This window comes from Kocuria sp. CNJ-770 (assembly GCF_001942375.1).
In the GTDB taxonomy this organism is placed as follows: Bacteria; Actinomycetota; Actinomycetes; order Actinomycetales; family Micrococcaceae; genus Kocuria; species Kocuria oceani.
Genome location: NZ_MKJW01000100.1, coordinates 96,514 through 115,403 on the forward strand (window position 1 = coordinate 96,514; position 18,890 = coordinate 115,403).

Annotated in this window: 18 protein-coding genes and 1 pseudogene; 4 read left to right on the plus strand and 15 right to left on the minus strand. The window is 73.0% G+C overall.

Going from position 1 to position 18,890, the window contains the following annotated elements; genetic code table 11:
• Nucleotides 1-435 precede the first annotated feature (435 nt).
• From BJF77_RS11150 to BJF77_RS11160, 3 genes are read left to right on the plus strand one after another with little or no spacing between them, the layout of a single operon-like run.
• Entirely contained in the window at nucleotides 436-1,644 is a 1,209-nt protein-coding gene (locus BJF77_RS11150; protein WP_047801671.1) for an LLM class flavin-dependent oxidoreductase, read from the plus strand.
• Complete coding sequence (locus BJF77_RS11155; protein ID WP_075872206.1) at nucleotides 1,641-2,333, plus strand: CE1759 family FMN reductase; 693 nt, start codon at nucleotides 1,641-1,643, stop codon at nucleotides 2,331-2,333. Before BJF77_RS11150 ends, BJF77_RS11155 begins: the two co-directional genes overlap by 4 nt.
• Nucleotides 2,334-2,374: 41 nt before the next feature.
• Nucleotides 2,375-2,827, plus strand: a complete 453-nt coding sequence (locus BJF77_RS11160) for a MarR family winged helix-turn-helix transcriptional regulator (RefSeq protein ID WP_255396227.1) — start codon at nucleotides 2,375-2,377, stop codon at nucleotides 2,825-2,827.
• Between the two features lie 15 nt (nucleotides 2,828-2,842).
• Here the strand turns inward: BJF77_RS11160 and BJF77_RS11165 are convergent, their stop codons facing one another.
• From BJF77_RS11165 to BJF77_RS11185, 6 genes are all read right to left on the minus strand, one after another.
• Nucleotides 2,843-3,079: a hypothetical protein gene (locus BJF77_RS11165; RefSeq protein WP_075872207.1), complete on the minus strand. Its 237-nt coding sequence runs from the start codon at nucleotides 3,077-3,079 to the stop codon at nucleotides 2,843-2,845.
• Nucleotides 3,080-3,174: 95 nt separating this feature from the next.
• Nucleotides 3,175-4,020, minus strand: a complete 846-nt coding sequence (locus BJF77_RS11170) for a sigma-70 family RNA polymerase sigma factor (protein ID WP_255396228.1) — start codon at nucleotides 4,018-4,020, stop codon at nucleotides 3,175-3,177.
• A gap of 53 nt (nucleotides 4,021-4,073) precedes the next feature.
• A complete protein-coding gene (locus BJF77_RS20830) occupies nucleotides 4,074-4,241 on the minus strand; it encodes a hypothetical protein (RefSeq protein ID WP_187347273.1) in 168 nt (55 codons plus the stop codon).
• 50 nt (nucleotides 4,242-4,291) lie between these two features.
• Nucleotides 4,292-4,498, minus strand: a complete 207-nt coding sequence (locus BJF77_RS11175) for a helix-turn-helix transcriptional regulator (protein ID WP_047801617.1) — start codon at nucleotides 4,496-4,498, stop codon at nucleotides 4,292-4,294.
• Nucleotides 4,498-4,977 carry a DUF2975 domain-containing protein gene (locus tag BJF77_RS11180; RefSeq protein ID WP_047801618.1) on the minus strand — a complete coding sequence of 160 codons (480 nt, stop codon included), beginning with the start codon at nucleotides 4,975-4,977 and terminating at the stop codon, nucleotides 4,498-4,500. The genes BJF77_RS11175 and BJF77_RS11180 overlap by 1 nt, the downstream gene beginning before the upstream one ends.
• Before the next feature lie 69 nt (nucleotides 4,978-5,046).
• On the minus strand, nucleotides 5,047-6,237 hold the full coding sequence (locus tag BJF77_RS11185) for a cytochrome P450 (RefSeq protein WP_075872208.1): 1,191 nt from the start codon (nucleotides 6,235-6,237) through the stop codon (nucleotides 5,047-5,049).
• Nucleotides 6,238-6,471: 234 nt separating this feature from the next.
• On the opposite strand from BJF77_RS11185, the gene BJF77_RS11190 reads away from it, so the two are divergent.
• Nucleotides 6,472-6,666, plus strand: a complete 195-nt coding sequence (locus tag BJF77_RS11190; RefSeq protein ID WP_047801620.1) for a ferredoxin — start codon at nucleotides 6,472-6,474, stop codon at nucleotides 6,664-6,666.
• Nucleotides 6,667-6,783: 117 nt separating this feature from the next.
• On the opposite strand, the gene allB is transcribed toward BJF77_RS11190, so the two are convergent.
• The 9 genes and pseudogenes from allB to BJF77_RS11235 form a co-directional block, all read right to left on the minus strand.
• Nucleotides 6,784-8,445, minus strand: coding sequence for an allantoinase AllB (gene allB / locus BJF77_RS11195; RefSeq protein ID WP_255396229.1), 1,662 nt, complete (start codon nucleotides 8,443-8,445; stop codon nucleotides 6,784-6,786).
• Nucleotides 8,442-9,658, minus strand: a pseudogene (locus BJF77_RS11200) (glycerate kinase). Before BJF77_RS11200 ends, allB begins: the two are co-directional and overlap by 4 nt.
• Nucleotides 9,659-9,701: 43 nt before the next feature.
• Nucleotides 9,702-11,477: a glyoxylate carboligase gene (gcl, locus tag BJF77_RS11205; protein ID WP_075872209.1), complete on the minus strand. Its 1,776-nt coding sequence runs from the start codon at nucleotides 11,475-11,477 to the stop codon at nucleotides 9,702-9,704.
• A gap of 58 nt (nucleotides 11,478-11,535) precedes the next feature.
• Nucleotides 11,536-12,471 (minus strand): 2-hydroxy-3-oxopropionate reductase, encoded by a 936-nt coding sequence (locus BJF77_RS11210; RefSeq protein WP_075872210.1) that lies wholly within the window; start codon nucleotides 12,469-12,471, stop codon nucleotides 11,536-11,538.
• Between the two features lie 43 nt (nucleotides 12,472-12,514).
• Nucleotides 12,515-13,321: a hydroxypyruvate isomerase family protein gene (locus BJF77_RS11215; protein WP_075872211.1), complete on the minus strand. Its 807-nt coding sequence runs from the start codon at nucleotides 13,319-13,321 to the stop codon at nucleotides 12,515-12,517.
• A gap of 238 nt (nucleotides 13,322-13,559) precedes the next feature.
• Nucleotides 13,560-14,381, minus strand: a complete 822-nt coding sequence (locus BJF77_RS11220) for a bifunctional allantoicase/(S)-ureidoglycine aminohydrolase (RefSeq protein ID WP_075872212.1) — start codon at nucleotides 14,379-14,381, stop codon at nucleotides 13,560-13,562.
• Nucleotide 14,382: 1 nt separating this feature from the next.
• The gene (locus BJF77_RS11225) at nucleotides 14,383-15,735 is read right to left on the minus strand and encodes an aldolase/citrate lyase family protein (protein WP_139318538.1); all 1,353 of its coding nucleotides are present in this window, start codon (nucleotides 15,733-15,735) and stop codon (nucleotides 14,383-14,385) included.
• Complete coding sequence (gene aceB, locus BJF77_RS11230; protein WP_075872213.1) at nucleotides 15,732-17,348, minus strand: malate synthase A; 1,617 nt, start codon at nucleotides 17,346-17,348, stop codon at nucleotides 15,732-15,734. Before aceB ends, BJF77_RS11225 begins: the two co-directional genes overlap by 4 nt.
• A 47-nt stretch (nucleotides 17,349-17,395) precedes the next feature.
• Nucleotides 17,396-18,820 (minus strand): NADP-dependent malic enzyme, encoded by a 1,425-nt coding sequence (locus BJF77_RS11235; RefSeq protein WP_075872214.1) that lies wholly within the window; start codon nucleotides 18,818-18,820, stop codon nucleotides 17,396-17,398.
• Nucleotides 18,821-18,890 lie beyond the last annotated feature (70 nt).

The following is an 18,890-nucleotide window of genomic DNA, read 5'->3' on the forward strand; positions in this document are numbered from 1 at the left end:
GATCGGTCGCAGGATCTCGTCGCCGGCGCCGTGGCCCCGGGTCCTTCCGAGGGCGGCACACGGCGCCGCCAGCTCAGTGAGGTCCTGTCTGCTGATCCAGGAGACCGCTCGTGCAGTCCCGGCGACCTTAACACCGCTGCGCGCCGCCCGACAAGCAGGTGGCCGCGGTGACGGCGCCGTGCACGGTGGAGCTCGCAGGTCCTCGGGGGGCCATGTGCTCGACGACCCGAGCGGAAGGCGCCGCCCCGGTGGCTGCCGCCGGCCGCGCTCACCCCGGCGGATGCCGACCTCGGTGGACGGGTTCCCCGCGCGGCCTCCGCCGGGGACCCGGGCCGGGAATAACCTCGCGCGGGCACGGCTTGTACGGGATGGTTCAAATTTGTAGAACTTGCGGTGCTCGCCGACACGGGTGCCGCGGGAGACCAGGAGGACGGCATGCAGTTCGGCATCTTCACCATCGGGGACGTCACCGAGGACCCCACCACGGGGCGCGTCCCCACCGAGCACGAGCGGATCAAGGCCACGGTCGAGATCGCGAAGAAGGCCGAGGAGGTGGGGCTGGACGTCTTCGCCACGGGTCAGCACCACAATCCGCCGTTCGTGGCCCCGGCCAACCCGCCCATCCTGCTCGCCGCCGTCGCGGCGCAGACCGAACGGCTGCTGCTGTCCACGGCCACGACGCTCATCACCACGACCGACCCGGTGCGCATCGCCGAGGACTACGCCTACCTGCAGCACCTGACCGACGGGCGGGTGGACCTGACGATGGGCCGCGGCAACACGGGCCCGGTCTACCCGTGGTTCGGCAAGGACATCCGCCAGGGCATCCCCCTGGCGGTCGAGAACTACAACCTGCTCCACCGGCTGTGGCGGGAGGACGTGGTCGACTGGCAGGGGAAGTTCCGCTCAGCTCTGCAGGGCTTCACCTCGACCCCGCGCCCGCTCGACGACGTGGCTCCCTTCGTGTGGCACGGGTCGATCCGCTCGCCCGAGATCCCGGAGCAGGCCGCCTACTACGGTGACGGGTTCTTCCACAACAACATCTTCTGGCCCGCCGAGCACACCCGGCGGATGGTCGACTTCTACCGGCAGCGCTACGAGCACTACGGCCACGGGTCCTACGACCAGGCGATCGTGGGGCTGGGCGGGCAGGTGTTCATGCGGCGGAACTCCCAGGACGCGGTGCGGGAGTTCCGGCCCTACTTCGACAACGCCCCGGTCTACGGCCACGGCCCCTCCCTGGAGGACTTCACGGCCCAGACCCCGCTGACCGTCGGCACCCCGGAGCAGGTGGTCGAGAAGACCCTCGCCTTCCGGGACTACGCCGGCGACTACCAGCGCCAGCTGTTCCTCATCGACCACGCGGGCCTGCCCCTGAAGACCGTCCTGGAGCAGATCGACCTGCTGGGCGAGGAGGTCGTGCCGGTGCTGCGCCGGGAGTTCGCCGCGCTCAAGCCCGCCCACGTGCCGGAGGCGCCGACCCACGCCTCGCTGGTGGCCCGCCACCGCGCCGGCCAGGACCCGGTGCCCGGGGGTGCCGCGGACTCGCCCGCCGGGCGGGCCCGTGCCGAGCAGGAGAGCCGCGCAGGCCAGGGAAGCCGCACCGGGCAGGAAAGCCGCACCGAGCAGGAGGCCCGCCGATGAGCACGCACACGCCCTCCCGGACGGCCTCGGCCCCCGGGGCTGCCCGCCCGGTCCGTCTGGTCGTGGTGTCGGCCGGGATGTCCGACGCCTCCTCGACCCGGCTGCTGGCCGACCGGCTCACCGAGGCGACCCGCGACGCCCTGGGTCCGGCCCCGGTACGGATCACCCGCGTGGACCTGCGCCCGCTGGCCCACGCCATCACCGACCACCTGCTGACCGGCTTCCCCGCCCCGGCCTTGCAGGAGGCGCTCGAGGCGGTCTCCGGCGCGGACGCCCTGATCGCGGCGACCCCGACCTTCAAGGCCTCCTACGCCGGGCTGTTCAAGTCCTTCTTCGACCTCGTCGAGGAGGACGCGCTGGAGGACCTGCCGGTGCTCGTGGCCGCCACCGGGGGCACCGCACGGCACTCGTTGATGCTCGACACCGCCCTGCGCCCCCTCTTCGCCCACCTCAAGGCGTTCGTACTGCCCCTGGGGGTCTACGCGGCCACCGAGGACTGGGCCGGGGAGGAGCTCCAGGCGCGCATCCGGCGCGCCGGCGCGCACCTGGCGTCACAGCTCGCACCCGGCCGCGCCCCGGAAGTTCCGGCCGCCGGGGAGGCGCCGGCCGGGGCGTCGGGCCGGCCGGGGGGCGACGGGTTCGCCGACGTCCCGGACTTCGCCGACCTGCTCGCCCGGACCGGGCAGTGAGCGGCCCGGCAGTGAGCGGCCCGGCAGTGAGCGGCCCGGCAGTGAGCGGCCGGGGCACGGGCGAGCACCCGTGGGACGTGTGGCAGCTGTTCTTCGAGACCTCCGCCCGGCTGACCATCGAGCTGGAGACCCGGCTGAAGGAGCACGGCTGCTCGCTGATGGACTACCAGGTGCTCCTGCTGCTGCGCAACGCGGCCCACCACCGCCTCCGGATGGGAGAGCTCGCCCAGCGGATGGTCTTCTCCCCGAGCCGGCTCAGCTACCAGATCGGAGTGCTGGAGAAGCGCGGGTGGGTCCGGCGCCGGCCGTGCCCGCAGGACAGGCGCGGGCTGGAGGCCGAGCTCACCGGCGAGGGGCTGGCCGCCTTCCGCCGCCTCCGGCCCGCCCACGCCCGCGACGTCGAGGAACTGTTCTTCGACGCCCTGGAGGGCGACGACGCGCAGCGGCTTCACGCCATCATGGAGCGCCTCGCGCGGACGGTGCACCCCTCCTGAGGCCGTCCGCCTCGATCAGTCCTCGGGGAGGTCGGCGAAGGCCTGCTTCATGTCGCGGTACCAGCCCAGCGACTGCTTCGGGTGCCGCCAGCGGCCCTTCATGGCGTCGCGCGCCTCCTGGTGGTCGGCGTCCCCGCCCCGCACCGCATCCTTGAGGTGGCGGTCCTGGGCGGTGATGACGTCGTCGGCCGTCTCGCCGCGGTGCGCGAGGTCGCAGGGCCCTCCCAGCTGGCGGCAGGTCATGGTCTTCATCGTCGGTTCCCTCTCTCTGATCCGGTGGTCCGGTTCGTGTGCTGGTGTTCGACTGTCCGACGATCGGCGCGCGGGGGATGTGACCGGCGCCGGGATCAGGCCCGTGGGCGCTGCCCGTCGCGCCGGACCACCTGCGCCAGCACCTCGGGTGCGGCACGGAAGGTGATGTGGGCGACGAGGCCGTCGACGACGGTGATGTCGAAGAGGACCCGGGCCCGGCCGCGGTGGAACCACGCCGCAGCGGGGCGGCTGCCGACGAACACCGGAAGCGCGGCGTGGGCGCTGCCGTCGAAGAACGCCGCCACCTCCTCCCGGCCGTCGATCCGCTGGGGGGTCCCGGCCAGGATCGCGGCGTCGTCGGCCGTCACGGTGACGCCCGGCGCCAGGAGGCGCACCAGGCGCTGGAGGTCGCCCTGCCGGGCAGCGGCCATGAAGGCGTCGACGACCTCCCCGTCGGCCGCCCGCCCCTCGGGGGCGGACCGGCCGACCTTGGCCCGGGCGCGGGAGGCCAGCTTGCGCGCGGCCGCCGGCGTGGTGTCCAGGACGGCGGCGATCGTGGAGAACTCGACCCCGAAGCTCTCGTGCAGGACGAACGCGACCCGCTGCTGCGGCGAGAGCCGGTCGAGCACCAGCTGGAGGGCGACGCCGACGGCATCGGCGAGCACGACCTCGTCGGCCGGGTCCGGGGCGGTGTCCGGCGGCCCGATCTCGGGGGCGGGGACCGGGGTCCGCGCCTTCAGCCGGTCCAGGCACAGACGGGTGGTCACCGTGGTCAGCCAGGCGGGCGGGTTCTCGATCTCGGCCTCCGTCCGGTGCAGCCGGAGCCAGGCCTGCTGCACCACGTCCTCGGCCTCGGCGTGATCGGCCAGGACGCCGGCCGCGAGGCGCAGCAGACGCGGCCGCTCCGCCTCGAAGATCTTCGTGCGCTCCACCGTGCTCACCGTGCCATTCTCCACCGTTCGCCCTGTGCGCTGTGGGGCCGCGGCGCCGGCGGTCAGCGGCTGCGCCGGACGGTGCGCACGCCGTACAGCACGGCGGCGAGGACCAGCAGGACGCCCAGCCCCTGGAGGCCGGGGGAGTCGTCGGCCTCTCCGTGGACGATGCCGGCGGCACCGATCGCCAGGCCGAGGACGACGAGCAGGACGGGGAGGACGTGTTTCACGGGTTTCCTCTCACAGGCTTCCGTTCACGGGAGTGGGGCGGCGGGGCAGGTCAGTCCTCGACCCACTCGAGCAGATCCCCGGGCTGGCACTCGAGCACCCGGCACATGGCGTCCAGGGTCGCGAAGCGCACCGCCTTGGCCCGGCCGTTCTTCAGCACGGCGACATTGGCGGGGGTGAGCCCGACCCGTTCGGCGAACTCGCCGACGCTCATCTTGCGCTTGGCCAGCTCGACGTCGAGGCGCACGACGATCGGCATCAGATCACCGCTTCCATGTCGGTGCGCAGGGCCGTGGCCTGGCGCAGCAGCGCCCGCATCACCACCATGAGCAGCCCCAGCACGGTGACCCCGGTCAGCATCAGGAACAGCAGCAGCGGCAGCCCGGGGTCGCCGGCGTTGAAGCCGACGAACAGGAACACGCCCAGCAGCACCGCCCACGCCGCGGCCACGGCCCACACGATCGCGTCCACCCACACCAGGGACGCCGGGCTGAAGATGCGGTCCTTCTTGACCAGGGTGAGCAGCTTCCAGGTGCACACGATCACCACCTGCGCGCACAGCACCCAGAACACCGTCACGGCGGTCGCCGGCCACCTCAGGTAGGCCATCTCGGGGTTCTCCTGGGCCATGTGCGCGAACTGCCCGGGCAGGGACATGACCTGGAACAGCACCAGGATCCCGAAGAGCAGCGCGAGGAAGACGCGGAGGGCGGCGACCGCCCGGTGTTCACGAATCATGCATCGAGTCTCGCTCGGTATCTATCGAATGTCAATAGGCGGGCGTGGGTGTGGCCCCGCCGGTGGACATCACCAGGTGACGGGGAGCTCGTGCAGGCCGTAGATGTCGGCGTCGTTCTTGAAGGGCAGCTCGTCGACGGGCACGGTGCACCGGAGGTGGGGGATGCGCCGGAACAGGGTGTCGAGGACGATCTGCAGCTCCAGGCGGGCGAGGTGCTGGCCCAGGCACTGGTGCGGGCCGTAGCCGAAGGCGAGGTGGTGGCGTCCGCCGCGGTCGATGTCGAAGGAGCCCGGGTCGGTGAACACCTCCGGATCGCGGTCGGCGGTGTTGGACAGGCCGAGAACGCCGTCCCCGGCGCGGACGAGCACCCCGCCGATCTCCACGTCCTCCAGGGCCACGCGCGAGGTGCCCAGCTCGGCGATCGTGAACCAGCGCAGCAGCTCCTCCACGGCGTCCGGGGTCCTGCTGGGATCCCGGCGGATCACGGCCAGGTCCTCGGGGTGGTCGAGCAGCGCCAGGACGCCCAGGGAGATCATGTTCGCGGTGGTCTCGTGGCCGGCCACCAGCAGCAGGAAGGCCAGGCTGACCAGCGCCTCGTGGTCGACCGGGCCCTGCTCCTGCTGCCTGCGGACCTGGCGGCCCAGCAGATCGTCGGTGGGCTCCTGCTCCTTCGCGGCGATCAGCCGGTCGAGGTAGGACAGCAGTTCGCCCAGTGCCTGCTGGATCTGCTGCACGGAGACGCCGCGGGAGAGCAGCGTGGCCGAGCGGCTCTGGAAGAAGTCGTGCTCGGCGTAGGGCACGCCGAGCAGTTCGCAGGTCACCAGCGAGGGCACCGGCAGGGACAGCGCCGGCACCAGGTCCACCGGGCGGGGCCCGGCCAGCAGGGCATCGACGCGTTCGTCCACGATCTGCTGGATGCGCGGGCGCAGGGCGGTGATCCGCTTGAGCGTGAACTCTCCCATGACGGCCCGGCGGGCGGGGCCGTGCTCGGGCGGGTCCATGCCGAGCAGGCTCAGGGAGACCGGGATCGGGTCGTGCGTGAACGCCGGGAACCCGGGGCGGTCGCGGTCGGAGCTGAACCGCGGATCGGTCAGCATGGCCCGGATGTCCTCGTGGCGGGTCAGCGCCCACACGGTCATCCCGGAGGGCAGCCTGACCCGGGCGACGGGTTGCTCGTCGCGCAGTCGCAGGTGCTCGGGCGGTGGGGCGTAGGGGCACTGCCGGGTGAGCGGCAGGGCGACGGGTTCGGTGGAGGTCATGGTGCACCCCGTCCTGGTGGCCGTACCACGTGACGTCTTCCGTGGTGTTCCACGCTACAGAGCTGCCGGAAACCCGTCCATATGCGTCATGACCAGGGGCGACGGGAGTCCGGGGGAGCGGCGGCCCGGGGGCCGCTGGTACGTTCGGCACCAGAGGGCACCAAAGGGCATCAGGCGGCACCGGACGATCCACGGGACGGGGACGTCCGGGTCCGGCCGGACGAGGAGGCGGACATGCGGGTCAGCGTGGACCGGACCAGGTGCGCCGGCTCCGGGCAGTGCTCCGCCCTGGCGCCGGCGGTCTTCGACCAGCAGGAGGACGACGGCGTGGTCCTCCTGCTCGACGCCGAACCGCCCGAGGCGCTGCACAGCGCCGTCCGCGAGGCCGCCCTGGCCTGTCCGGTCGCCGCGATCCTGCTCGACCCCTGACGGGCCGGGGTCCCTCGGCGGTGCCGGCTCCCGCGCGAGGGGGTGGTACCGGACGAGGGCCGGCCCCGGCGGGCACCGTCCGGCTCCGGGCCGCGTCACCGCGGCGTGCGCACCGGGTCAGCTCTCCCCGCGCCGGATGAGCCGGCCGCGCGGCGTCTCGAAGTCCACGGGCACCCCGCGCAGATAGGTTCGGCGCACCTTCCCGGACAGCGCCTTGCCCTGGTACGGGGTGATCGGGTTCCTGTGGTGCAGCCGTCCGGCGTCGACCACGAACGCGTCGTCGGGGGCGAAGACCACCAGGTCCGCGTCGTAGCCGAGAGCCAGCTTCCCCTTGGACCGCAGGCCGGCCCGCTGGGCGGGCCTCGTGGACATCCACTCCACCACGCGTCCCAGGTCGATCCCGCGACGGCGTGCCTCGGTCCAGATCAGGGACAGCCCCAGCTGCAGGGAGGAGACCCCGCCCCAGGCCACGCCGAAGTCGCCGTTGTCCAGGTCCTTGAGGTCCAGGGTCGAGGGGGAGTGGTCGGAGACGATGAAGTCGATGGTCCCGTCGACCAGCCCCTCCCACAGCAGCTCGCGGTTGCCGACCTCCCGCACGGGCGGGCAGCACTTGAACGCGGTGGCGCCGTTGGGCACCTCCTCGGCCAGCAGGGTCAGGTAGTGCGGGCAGGTCTCCACCGTGATGTCCAGGCCGTCCCGCTTGGCGGTGGCCAGCATGGGCAGCGCGTCCGAGGAGGACAGGTGCAGGATGTGCGAGCGCGCCCCGGTCCACCGGGTGCGCTCGATGACCTCGGCGATCGCCAGGTTCTCGGCGCCGCGGGGACGGGACCTCAGGAAGTTCTCGTAGACGTCGCCCTCGGGGTGGGGGGCGCGGTCGATGGCGCGGGAGTCCTCGGCGTGCACGATCATCAGGGAGTCGAAGGTCTTGATCTCGGCGAGGTCCTCCTCCATCTCGTCGGCCTCGAGGTGCGGGAACTCGTCCACCCCGGAGTGCAGCAGGAAGCACTTGAAGCCGAAGACGCCGTCGTCGTGCAGCTCGCGCAGGTCCGGGGTGTTGCCGGGGATCGCCCCGCCCCAGAAGCCGACGTCCACGAAGACGTTGTCCTGGGCGAAGAGCCGCTTGTACTCCAGCGCCGGCACGTTCACCGTGGCGGGGATCGAGTTGAGCGGCATGTCCAGGACCGTGGTCACCCCGCCGGCCGCGGCGGCCCGGGTCGCGGAGGCGAAGCCCTCCCACTCGGTGCGGCCGGGCTCGTTGATGTGGACGTGGGTGTCCACCAGTCCCGGCAGCAGCCTCTCGTCGTCGGCCAGCTCCAGGACCTCGCGGCCGCGCAGACCGGCGCCGAGGGGCTCGACGGCCACGATCCGGCCGCCGCGCACGCCGACCTCCCGGGGGGCGAAGTGGTCCCCGCACGAGACGTTCCTCCCGCGCACCACGAGGTCGAACTCCCGGTGGTCGCGGGCGTTGGTTCCCTGCTCGTCCGCTCCCGTGCGCGGGGCGTCGCCGGTGTCGTCGGGCAGCCCGTGCTCGCGGCGGTGGTCGGCGATCAGACGGCGGATGCGCTCGGGGTCGTTGACGTTCTCGCTGACCTCGAGCTTGTGGGCCTGTTCGGCCTCGAAGGCGTGCTGCGCGGCGGCGGGCTTGGTGGCCGCACGCGCGGAGTCCTCCTGGGCGATCGCCGCGGGGTCCTCGGGCAGCCGCTGCGGGCGCCCCGTGGGATCTGCGGCGTCGTCCCCGCCCTCGACGGGCGGCTGCCGGGGCGGCGTCTTCTCGGTCATCGAGGTTCCTTCGGGTCGTCGGCGTCCGCACCGGCCGCCGGATCGGTGAGGTCGGGCTGGGTCCCGGCGAGCAGCTCGGGAAGGTCGTGGGCCAGGCGGGCGCCCACCTGTTCGAGCAGCCGCCTCGCCTCCCGCATGCACGTGCGGGGGTCCGGCTCGAAATCGGTCAGAGCATAGGTCCGCCGGAAGCCGGCCTCGTGCAGCACGCGCGGCTCCAGGGTGGTCCGCCCGCAGACCGCGACCGCGGGCACGCCCGCGGACCGTGCGGTCTCCAGCACGCCCAGCGGCGTCTTGCCGCCGAGGGACTGCTCGTCCAGGCTGCCCTCGCCGGTGACCACGAGGTCCGCGCCGGCGAGCCGGTCCGCGAGGCCGACGAACTCGAGCACCACCGCGACGCCGGGGCGGCGCCGGGCGCCGAGCACGGCGAGGGCCGCGAAGCCCACGCCGCCGGCGGCACCGGCCCGGGCGCCTCGGCGGCGCGTGCCGCGCCGTCCCCGAGGGCGTCGGCGAGCCGGTCCCGGAGGACCGTCAGGGCGGCGTCGAGCGCCCGCACCTGATCCGGGTCCGCGCCCTTCTGCGGGCCGAAGACCGCGGCGGCGCCGCGCTCGCCCAGCAGCGGGTGGTCGACGTCGGCGGCCAGGACGAACTCGGTGCCCGCCAGGCGCGGGTCGAGGTCGGTGAGGTCCACGCGGGACAGGCCGGCCAGGGCGGTCCCGCCCCGGCCCAGCTCCTCGCCCACGGCGTCCAGCAGACGGGCGCCCAGGGCCTGCAGCAGCCCGGCCCCGCCGTCGGTGCAGGCGCTGCCCCCGACGCCGAGGACCACGCGCTCGGCCCCGGCGTCGAGGGCGGCGCGGACCAGTTCGCCGGTGCCGCGGCTCGTCGCGCCGCCGGCGTCGAGGACGGGCTGCCCGGTTTCGTCCACGGGCAGGGCGGCGAGCCCCGAGGCGAGGGCCATCTCGACCACCGCGGTGCGGTCCCGCAGGGCGAACTCCGCCTCGACGGGCTCCCCGACAGGGCCGGTGACGGTGACGGGCGAGGGGACGAACCCGGCGCCGAGGGCGGCCTCGAGGGTGCCCTCCCCGCCGTCGGCCACGGGCAGGCGGACCACCTCTGCGGTGGGGTCCACCGAGTGGATCCCCTCCTCCAGGGCCGCGGCCACGTCGGGGGCCTCGAGAGAGCCCTTGAACTTGTCCGGGGCGACGACGATGCGCACGTCCGTCCTCCTGTCTGGTCGGTGCCGGCGCGGTGCCGGCGGGTCAGTCGAGCAGGGCGATCGCGGTGGGGGCGTCCTCGCCGCGCTCGGCCAGCTGCTCGAACTCCACCACATTGTCGATCTCCGTGCCCATGGAGATGTTGGTGACCTTCTCCAGGATGACCTCCACGACCACCGGGACCCGGAACTGCTGCATCAGCTCGTGGGCCTCGGCGAAGGACTCCTGCAGCCTCTCCGGGTCGGTCACCCGCACGGCCTTGCAGCCGAGGCCCTCGGCCACCTTCACGTGATCCACACCGTAACCCTCCGTCTCCGGGGAATTGACGTTCTCGAACGCCAGCGACACGTTCTGCTCCATCTCGAACCCGCGCTGGGACTGGCGGATCAGGCCCAGGTAGGAGTTGTTCACGACCACGTGCAGATAGGGCAGGTTGAACTGGGCGCCGACGGCCAGCTCTTCGATCATGAACTGGAAGTCGTAGTCCCCCGAGAGGGCCACCACGGTCCGCTCCGGCTGGGCGCGCACCACGCCGAGGGCCGCGGGGGCGGTCCAGCCCAGGGGCCCGGCCTGGCCGGCGTTGATCCACCGGCGCGGGCCGTACACGTGCAGCAGCTGCCCGCCGGCGATCTGGGAGAGCCCGATCGTGGAGACGTAGGTGACGTCCTTGCCGAAGGCGGAGTTCATCTCCTCGTACACGCGTTGCGGCTTGATCGGCACCTGCGTGAAGTGCGTCTTGCGGTGCAGGGAGCCCTTGCGCCGGGCGCAGTCCAGCACCCACCGGCCCCGGTCCGGCACCAGCCCGCGGTCCTTGCGCTCGCGGGCGACCTCGAGCAGGACGTCCAGGGCGGCGCCCGCGTCGGAGACGATGCCCAGGTCCGGGGCGAAGACGCGCCCGATCTGGGTCGGCTCGATGTCGACGTGCACGAACGTGCGGCCGGCGGTGTAGACGTCCAGGCTGCCGGTGTGCCGGTTGGCCCACCGGTTGCCGATGCCCAGCACGAAGTCCGACTCCAGGAACGTCGCGTTGCCGTAGCGGTGGGAGGTCTGCAGGCCGACCATGCCCGCCATCAGCGGGTGGTCGTCGGGGATGGCGCCCCAGCCCATCAGCGTGGGGATCACGGGGACGTCGAGCAGCTCGGCCAGCTGGACCAGCCGCTCCGAGGCGTCGGCGTTGATGATCCCGCCGCCGGCCACGATCAGCGGGCGCTGCGCGGCGAACATCAGGTCCAGGGCCTTCTCGGCCTGGATCCGGGTGGCCGCCGGGCGCTCGGGGCGCATCGGCTCGTAGGCCTCGATGTCGAACTCGATCTCGGCCAGCTGGACGTCCAGCGGCAGGTCCAGCAGGACCGGTCCGGGGCGGCCGGAGCGCATGAGGTGGAAGGCCTTCTGGAACGCCCCGGGGACCTGGCCGGGCTCCAGCACGGTCATCGCCATCTTGGTCACCGGCGCCGCGATGGCGGCGATGTCCACGGCCTGGAAGTCCTCCTTGTGCAGCTTCGCCACGGGGGCCTGGCCGGTGATGCACAGGATCGGCACGGAGTCCGCCCAGGCGGCGTAGAGGCCGGTGACCATGTCGGTGCCGGCGGGGCCGGAGGTGCCCACGCAGATCCCGATGTTGCCCGGGGCCGCCCGGGTGTAGCCGTCGGCCATGTGCGAGGCCCCCTCGACGTGCCGGGCGAGGGTGTGGCGGATGCCCCCGTGGGCGCGCATCGCCGAGTAGAACGGGTTGATGGCGGCGCCGGGCAGCCCGAAGGCCTCGGTGGCGCCCTCCTTCTCGAGGATGGCGACGACGGCGTCGACCGTGCGCATTCTGGCCATGGTGAACTCCTTGGAAGCAGGACCCGGGGTCGGGTCGGGAAGCGGTGGGGTGGGTGGGTCAGCGGCCGGAGCGGCCGGAGAGCTCCTCGGTGAGCTTGAACAGCCCGGAGTGGTCCAGGCCGCCGTCGCCGCGGGCCACCGTGGCGGCCACGAGCTGGGCGACGAGCGCGCCCAGCGGGACGGTGACCCCGGCCTCGCGGGCGGCGGCGGTCACGATGCCCATGTCCTTGTGGTGCAGCTGGAGCCGGAAGCCGGGGTCGAAGTTGCGCTCCAGCATCTTCCGGCCCTTCTGGTCCAGGACCTTGGAGCCGGCCAGGCCGCCGCCGAGGACCGTCAGCGCGGCGTCCGTGTCGACCCCGTAGGCCTCGAGGAAGACGACGGCCTCCGCGAGCAGCTGGATGTTGCCGGCCACGATGAGCTGGTTGGCGGCCTTGACGGTCTGCCCGGAGCCGGCGGGACCCACGTGGACGACGGTCTTCCCGACGGCCTCGAGGACCGGCCGGGCGGCCTCGAAGTCCGCGGCCTCGCCCCCGACCATGATCGACAGCGCGGCGTCGATCGCGCCCTGCTCGCCGCCGGAGACGGGGGCGTCCAGCGGGCGCAGGCCCGCGCGGGCGGCCTCCTCCGAGAGCCGGGCGGCCACGTCCGGGCGGATGGAGCTCGCGTCGATCCAGATCGCGCCCTGCTTCGCGTGGGCGAGGACGCCGTCCTCGCCGGTGACGACCTCCTCCACGTCGGGGGAGTCCGGGACCATGGTGATCACGACGTCGGCCTCCCGCACGGCCTCGGCCACGCCGGCGGCGCCCCGGCCGCCGGCCTCGACGAGCTGGTCGACCTTGTCCGGGGAGCGGTTGAAGCCGACGACGTCGAAGCCCGCGGAGACGAGGTTGCGGGCCATGGGCAGGCCCATGATGCCGAGGCCGATCACGGTGACGCTGCGGATGGCGGCGGGGGCGGTGCCGCCGGCGGCGGGGGTGTTCGCGGTGCTGGTCATGGTGTGCTCCTCGAGGTGCTGGTGGTGTCGGAGAGGACGGGGCTCAGGCGCCGGTGCGGGTCGCGGACCGGGAGGAGAGCCACGCGAAGGGGTCCTCCTGGGAGGCCTTGTACTCCAGGCCCACGCGGCCGGTGTAGCCGAGCGCCCGGCTGCGGTCGATCCACTGCTGCAGCGGGAGCTCGCCGGTGCCGGGCTCGTGGCGGCCCGGCGCGTCGGCGATCTGGAGGTGCGCGAAGTCCGCCGCGTGCTGCTCGATCACCGCGGCGACGTCGTCGCCGTTGACGGCCAGGTGGTAGAAGTCGGCGAGCAGCCCGATGTTGTCCGCACCGGCCCGCCGGACCTCCGCGATGGTGTCCAGGGCGTCCTGGGCGGTCTTCAGCGGATAGGCGGGCGCGCCGGAGACCGGCTCCAGCAGCACCGTGCCGCCGATGCGCGCGACGCCCTGCGCGGCGGCCACGAGGTTCTGCACGGCCAGCGCGTCCTGGGCCTCGGGGGTGTGCTCGGGCTGCCGGTTGCCGTAGAGGGCGTTGAAGGCCGTGCAGCCGGTGCGCTCGCCGATGGCGGCGACCACGGCCACGTTCTCCGCGAACTCCGCCTCGCGGCCGATCCAGGACACGAGGCCGCGGTCCCCGCCGGGCATGTCGCCGGCGTCGAAGTTCAGCCCGCTCAGCTGCACGCCCGCGTCCTGGACCGCCGCCACGAAGGCGTCCACGTCGCGGTCCGCGGGGGCCGAGGTCGCGAAGGGCCACCAGAACTCGACGGCGTCGAAGCCGGCCGCCCGGGCCGCCGCAGGGCGCTCGAGCAGGGGCAGGTCGGTGAGCAGGATGGAGCAGTTCACGGTGTACGACATCGTTTCCTCCTGGCCGGGAGCGACGCGCTGCAGGCGTCTTTCGTATTGCGGAATTTTGTTTTCTTTGTACGAAAAGACTACGACGGGATGTGATCCAGGTCAACGTACTGCTGAAAATTAAATTTCATAATGCGGAATACTGGGACATCGTGCGGGCGGTGCCGCACGTGGAAGGACCCCGCACCACCACGGCGAGGAGGCGGTGCGGGGTCCGGTCGGGAGGGCGCCGGCCCGTGGGTCAGCGCAGTTTCATCTGCCGGTTGACGTCCTTGTAGAGCAGGTACCGGAAGCGGCCCGGGCCGCCGGCGTAGCACGCCTGCGGGCAGAAGGCCCGCAGCCACATGAAGTCGCCGGCCTCCACCTCCACCCAGTCCTGGTTGAGCCGGTAGACGGCCTTGCCCTCGAGGACGTAGAGGCCGTGCTCCATCACGTGGGTCTCCGCGAACGGGATCACCGCGCCGGGCTCGAAGGTCACGATCGTCACGTGCATGTCGTACCGGACGTCGTCGGGGTCCACGAAGCGGGTGGTCGCCCACCTGCCGTCGGTGCCCGGCATGGGGGTGGGCGCGACCTCCTGGTCGGACGTGACGAACGGCTCGGGGACCTCGACGCCCTGGACGTACTCGTAGGCCTTGCGGATCCAGTGGAAGCGGGCGGGCTCGTCGCCGGTGCCGCGCACGGTCCACTCGCACTCCGGCGGGAGGAACGCGTAGCCGCCCGGGGTCAGCTCGTGCTCCTCGCCCTCCACGGTCAGGGTGAGGGTGCCCTCCATGAGGAACAGGACGCCCTCGACGCCGGACTCGGTCTCGGGGCGGTCGCTGCCGCCGCCGGGGGCGACCTCCACGATGTACTGCGAGAAGGTCTCCGCGAACCCGGACAGGGGCCGGGCGAGGACCCAGACCCGGGTGTCGTCCCAGAAGGGGAGCCGGCTGGTCACGATGTCGCGCATGGTCCCCCGCGGGATCACCGCGTAGGCCTCCGTGAACATCGCCCGGTCGGTGAGCAGCTGGGTCTGGTCCGGGTGCCCGCCGTGCGGGGCGTGGTAGGTGCGGTCGGTCATGTCAGATGCCTCCTGGGGTGGGGGTGGCCGCAGCCGGCCGGGGGTGGGCGAGGGCGGCCAGTTCGTGGTGGTCCAGCCCCGCGGCCGAGGCCAGCTCTCCCGCGCCGATCGCCCCGCACAGCAGGCCGCGGTGGACGAACCGGGCGAGGGCCCGGGCGGTCGCGGGCTCGTCTGCGACGTCCGCGGCCTCGATGCCGGGCACCGAGCGGCTGCGGTACACCTGCAGCCGGTGCGCGGACGCGCCGAACGAGCGCCGGTAGAACGCGTAGTTCGTCAGGAAGCGGGTCGGCAGCTGGTGGGCGTGCAGGTCCCAGCCCTGGTAGAGGGCCCGCTCCAGGGAGCGGCGGACCAGGCGCGCGTGCAGCGCCCAGGCCTCGCGCCGCTGGGCGGCATCGCCCACGGGCAGCCGGTTGGTGGACCCGTCCGAGAGCCGCACCCCGGTGCCGGCCACGGCGACCTGCATGACCTGCTTCGCGTGGTCGGCCACCGGGTGCTCCATGGACTGGAACTCCGCGGCCACGCCGAGGGAGGCGGAGTAGTCGTAGGTGCCGTAGTGCAGGGCCGTGACCCGGCCCTCGGCGACGCGCAGCATCGCCGGGATGGGGCAGGTGCCGTCGAGTCCCAGGATCATCGGGGCCGTCTCCATCTGGATCTCGAAGCGCAGCCGGCCGTGGGCCAGGCCGAGGGCGCTCTCCAGGGCGCGGCAGGCCTCGGTCATCACCTCGACCTGCTCCGCGGTGGAGACCTTCGGCAGGGTCAGCACCAGTCCGGCCGGCAGCCCGTCCGCGGCCGCTCCGGCCTCCGCCAGACCGCCCTCGCGCACGAGGGCGGTCACGAACAGGTCCAGGGAGCGCAGCCCGCGCTCCCGGGTCCCGGCCTCCAGGCACTTGAAGCGGATCCCGGCGAAGGCCGGCTGCGGCGAGTCCCCGCGGTGCCGGGCGAGCGCCATCGCGGCCACGGTGCGGGCGGCGCCGACGGCGGCCTCGTCCTCCTCGGCGTCGGGCCGCTCGCCGTAGCCGTCCTCGAGGTCCAGGCGCAGGTCCTCGATCGGCTCCTCCCGCAGCTTGCGCCCGGTGCGGGTCACGACCTCCTCGCGCAGGTGCTCCTCCACCCCGGCCAGCTCGGCCAGGGCGGTGAGCCCGCCGGCCTCCGCGGCGGCGGCGAGCGCGGCCTCGCCCCACTCCCGGGCGGTGGCCGGGGTGACCAGGTCCGCGGGGACGTAGCAGGTGTGCAGCGGCTGCCGTGACCCGTCGTCGCCCGGGAAGCAGTGCTCCAGGGCCGCGTCGGTGCCCTCGAGCAGCTGGTCGGCGCGCCGGGCGAACGAGGCGGGCAGGCTCGTGCGCGCGGCGCTCACCGGCCCTCGATGAGGTCGTAGGCCGGCAGGGTCAGGAAGTCGACGTACTCCTCGCCCAGGACGAGGTCGGCGATGAGCCGGGCGGCGGGCTCGAAGTGGCGCTCGAAGAGCTCCGGGGCGACCTCCCCGCGCAGCACCTCCTTCTGCTGCTCGAGCACCTCGGCGACCAGCTCCCGGGTCGCGGTGCTCCCGGTGTCCTCGTAGACCACGCCGTTGCGGATCTGCTGCCAGACCTGGGAGCGGGAGATCTCGGCGGTCGCGGCGTCCTCCATGAGGTTGTGGATGGCCACCGCCCCGTTGCCGGACAGCCACACGGCGGTGTACCGGATCGCCACGTAGAGGTTGGCGGCCAGCTCCTGCTGCGTGCTGGTGCGGCCGGCGCTGGGGACGTCGAGCAGCTGCTCCGGGCTGACCTGCACCTCCTCGCGGAGCCGGTCGACCTGGTTGGGCCGCTCGCCCAGGACGTCGTCGAAGACCTCCCTGCAGGTCGGCACGAGGTCGGGGTGGGCCACCCACGACCCGTCGAAGCCGTCCTGGGCCTCCCGGGTCTTGTCGGCGCGCACCTTGGCGAAGGCGGCCTCCGTGGCCTCCGGGTCGCGCCGGTTCGGGATGACCGCGGCCATCCCGCCCATCGCGAAGGCTCCCCGGCGGTGGCAGGTCTTCACGAGCAGCTCGGTGTAGGCGCGCATCAGCGGCGCGGTCATGGTGATCGTGGACCGGTCGGCGAGCACGAAGCGCTCGCCGGCGTCCCGGAAGTACTTGATGATGCTGAACAGGTAGTCCCAGCGCCCCGCATTGAGCCCGGAGGCGTGCTCGCGCAGCTCCCAGAGGATCTCCTCCATCTGGAACGCCGCCGGGATCGTCTCGATGAGCACGGTCGCACGGACGGTGCCGTGGTCGATGCCGAGGTACTCCTCGGCGAAGCTGAACACGTCGTTCCACAGCCGCGCCTCGAGGTGGGATTCCATCTTGGGCAGGTAGTAGTACGGGCCGTGGCCGTTGGCCAGCAACAGCTGTGCGGTGTGGAAGAAGTGCAGCCCGAAGTCCACGAGCGAGCCCGAGGCCGGCTGCCCGTCCACGGTGACGTTGTGCTCGGGCAGGTGCCACCCGCGGGGGCGGGTGACGACCACGGCCAGCGGGGCGTCCTGGCGCAGGGCGTAGTGCTTGCCCTCCGGGGAGGTGAAGGAGAGGGTGCCGCGGGCGGCGTCGCGCAGGTTGAGGATGCCGTCCACCTGGTTGTACCAGGTGGGGCTGGAGGCGTCCTCCAGGTCGGCCAGCCAGACCCTCGCCCCGGAGTTCAGGGCGTTGATCGCCATCTTGGCCGGCGAGGCGGGCCCGGTCATCTCCACCCGGCGGTCCTGCAGGGCCGGCGGCGCCGGGGCCACCGTCCACTCGCTCTCGCGGATCTCCCGGGTCTGCGGGAGGAAGTCCAGGGTGCCGCTCCCGGCCGCGGCGCGGCGGTGCTGCTCGCGCGCCCCGAGCAGCTCGGCGCGGCGGGGGGCGAAGCGGCGGTGCAGCTCGGCGACGAACCGGAGGGCGTCCTCGGTGAGGATCTCGCCGGCGCGCTCGAGGCCCTCCGGCAGGGTGTGCTCGACGGTGTTCGTGGTGGTCATGGGAGTGCCTCCTGGTGCGGGTGGGTCGGCGTGCGGGCGGGGGCGGGTCAGGCGTGCGCGGGCTCGGTGACCGGCTCGGCGACGGCGCCGACGGCCTCGGCGCTCGCGCGCACGGAAGCGGCCACGGCCGGGGCGACCGCGGGGTCGAAGACGCTGGGGACGATGTAGCCGGCGTTGAGCTCGTCGTCACCCACGCAGTCGGCGATGGCGCGGGCGGCGGCCACCAGCATCTCGGTGGTGATGTCCGTGGCCCCGGCGTCGAGCAGACCGCGGAACAGCCCCGGGAAGGCCAGCACGTTGTTGATCTGGTTCGGGAAGTCCGAGCGGCCGGTGGCCACGACCTCGGCGTGCTCGGCGGCCGCCCCCGGGTCGACCTCGGGATCGGGGTTCGCCATGGCGAAGACGACGGCGCGGTCGTTCATCGCGGCGATGTCGGCCTCGTCGAGGAGGTTCGGCGCCGAGACGCCGATGAAGACGTCCGCCCCGGCCATCGCCTCCTTGAGGCTGCCGGAGAAGCCCTGCTCGTTGGTGTGCTGGGCGATCCACTGCCGGTGCTGGTCCTGGTAGTCCTCGCCCCGGTGGATGGCGCCGTTGCGGGAGCAGGCGACGATGTCGCCGGCGCCGTTGGCGGTCAGCAGCTGGATGATGGCGTGGCCGGCCGCGCCCACCCCGGAGACGACGATCCGGACGTCCTCGATGCGCTTGTCCACCACCTTCAGGGCGTTGTACAGCGCGGCGAGGGCGACGATGGCGGTGCCGTGCTGGTCGTCGTGGAAGACGGGGATGTCGAGCTCCTCGCGCAGCCGCGCCTCGATCTCGAAGCAGCGGGGGGCCGCGATGTCCTCGAGGTTGACCCCGCCGTAGACGGGCGCCATCGCCTTGACGATCCGCACGATCTCGTCGGTGTCCTTCGTGTCGAGGCAGACCGGCCACGCGTCGACGTCGCCGAAGGCCTTGAAGAGGGCGGCCTTGCCCTCCATCACGGGCAGGGCCGCGGCCGGGCCGATGTCGCCGAGGCCGAGGACGGCGGTGCCGTCCGTGACCACGGCCACGGTGTTGCGCTTGATGGTCAGGCGCCGGGCGTCGGCCGGGTTCTCCGCGATCGCCGTGCACACCCGGGCGACACCGGGGGTGTAGGCGCGGGAGAGGTCGTCGCGGTTGCGCAGCGAGACGCGGGGCGTCACCTCGATCTTGCCGCCGAGGTGGATGAGGAACGTGCGGTCGCTGATCTTGCGGACCGCCACGCCCTCGATCGCCTCGAGGGCGTCCCGCACCTCGTCCCGGTGGGACGCGTCGGAGACGTTGCAGCTGACGTCGACCACCACGTGCTCGGCGTGGGACTCGACGACGTCGAGGGCGGTCACTGCCGCGCCCGCGGTGGCCGCCGCCGTGGCGAGCTCGCTGGTGACGGTCAGACCGGCAGGCGCCTGCACGCGCAGGATCATCGAATATCCGGGACTGGGCGTTGCCATGGTTCCTCCGTGGAAGCTCGAGATGAAGGTTTCACCCGCATAGCGGAATGAAAATTCCGTATTATGGATA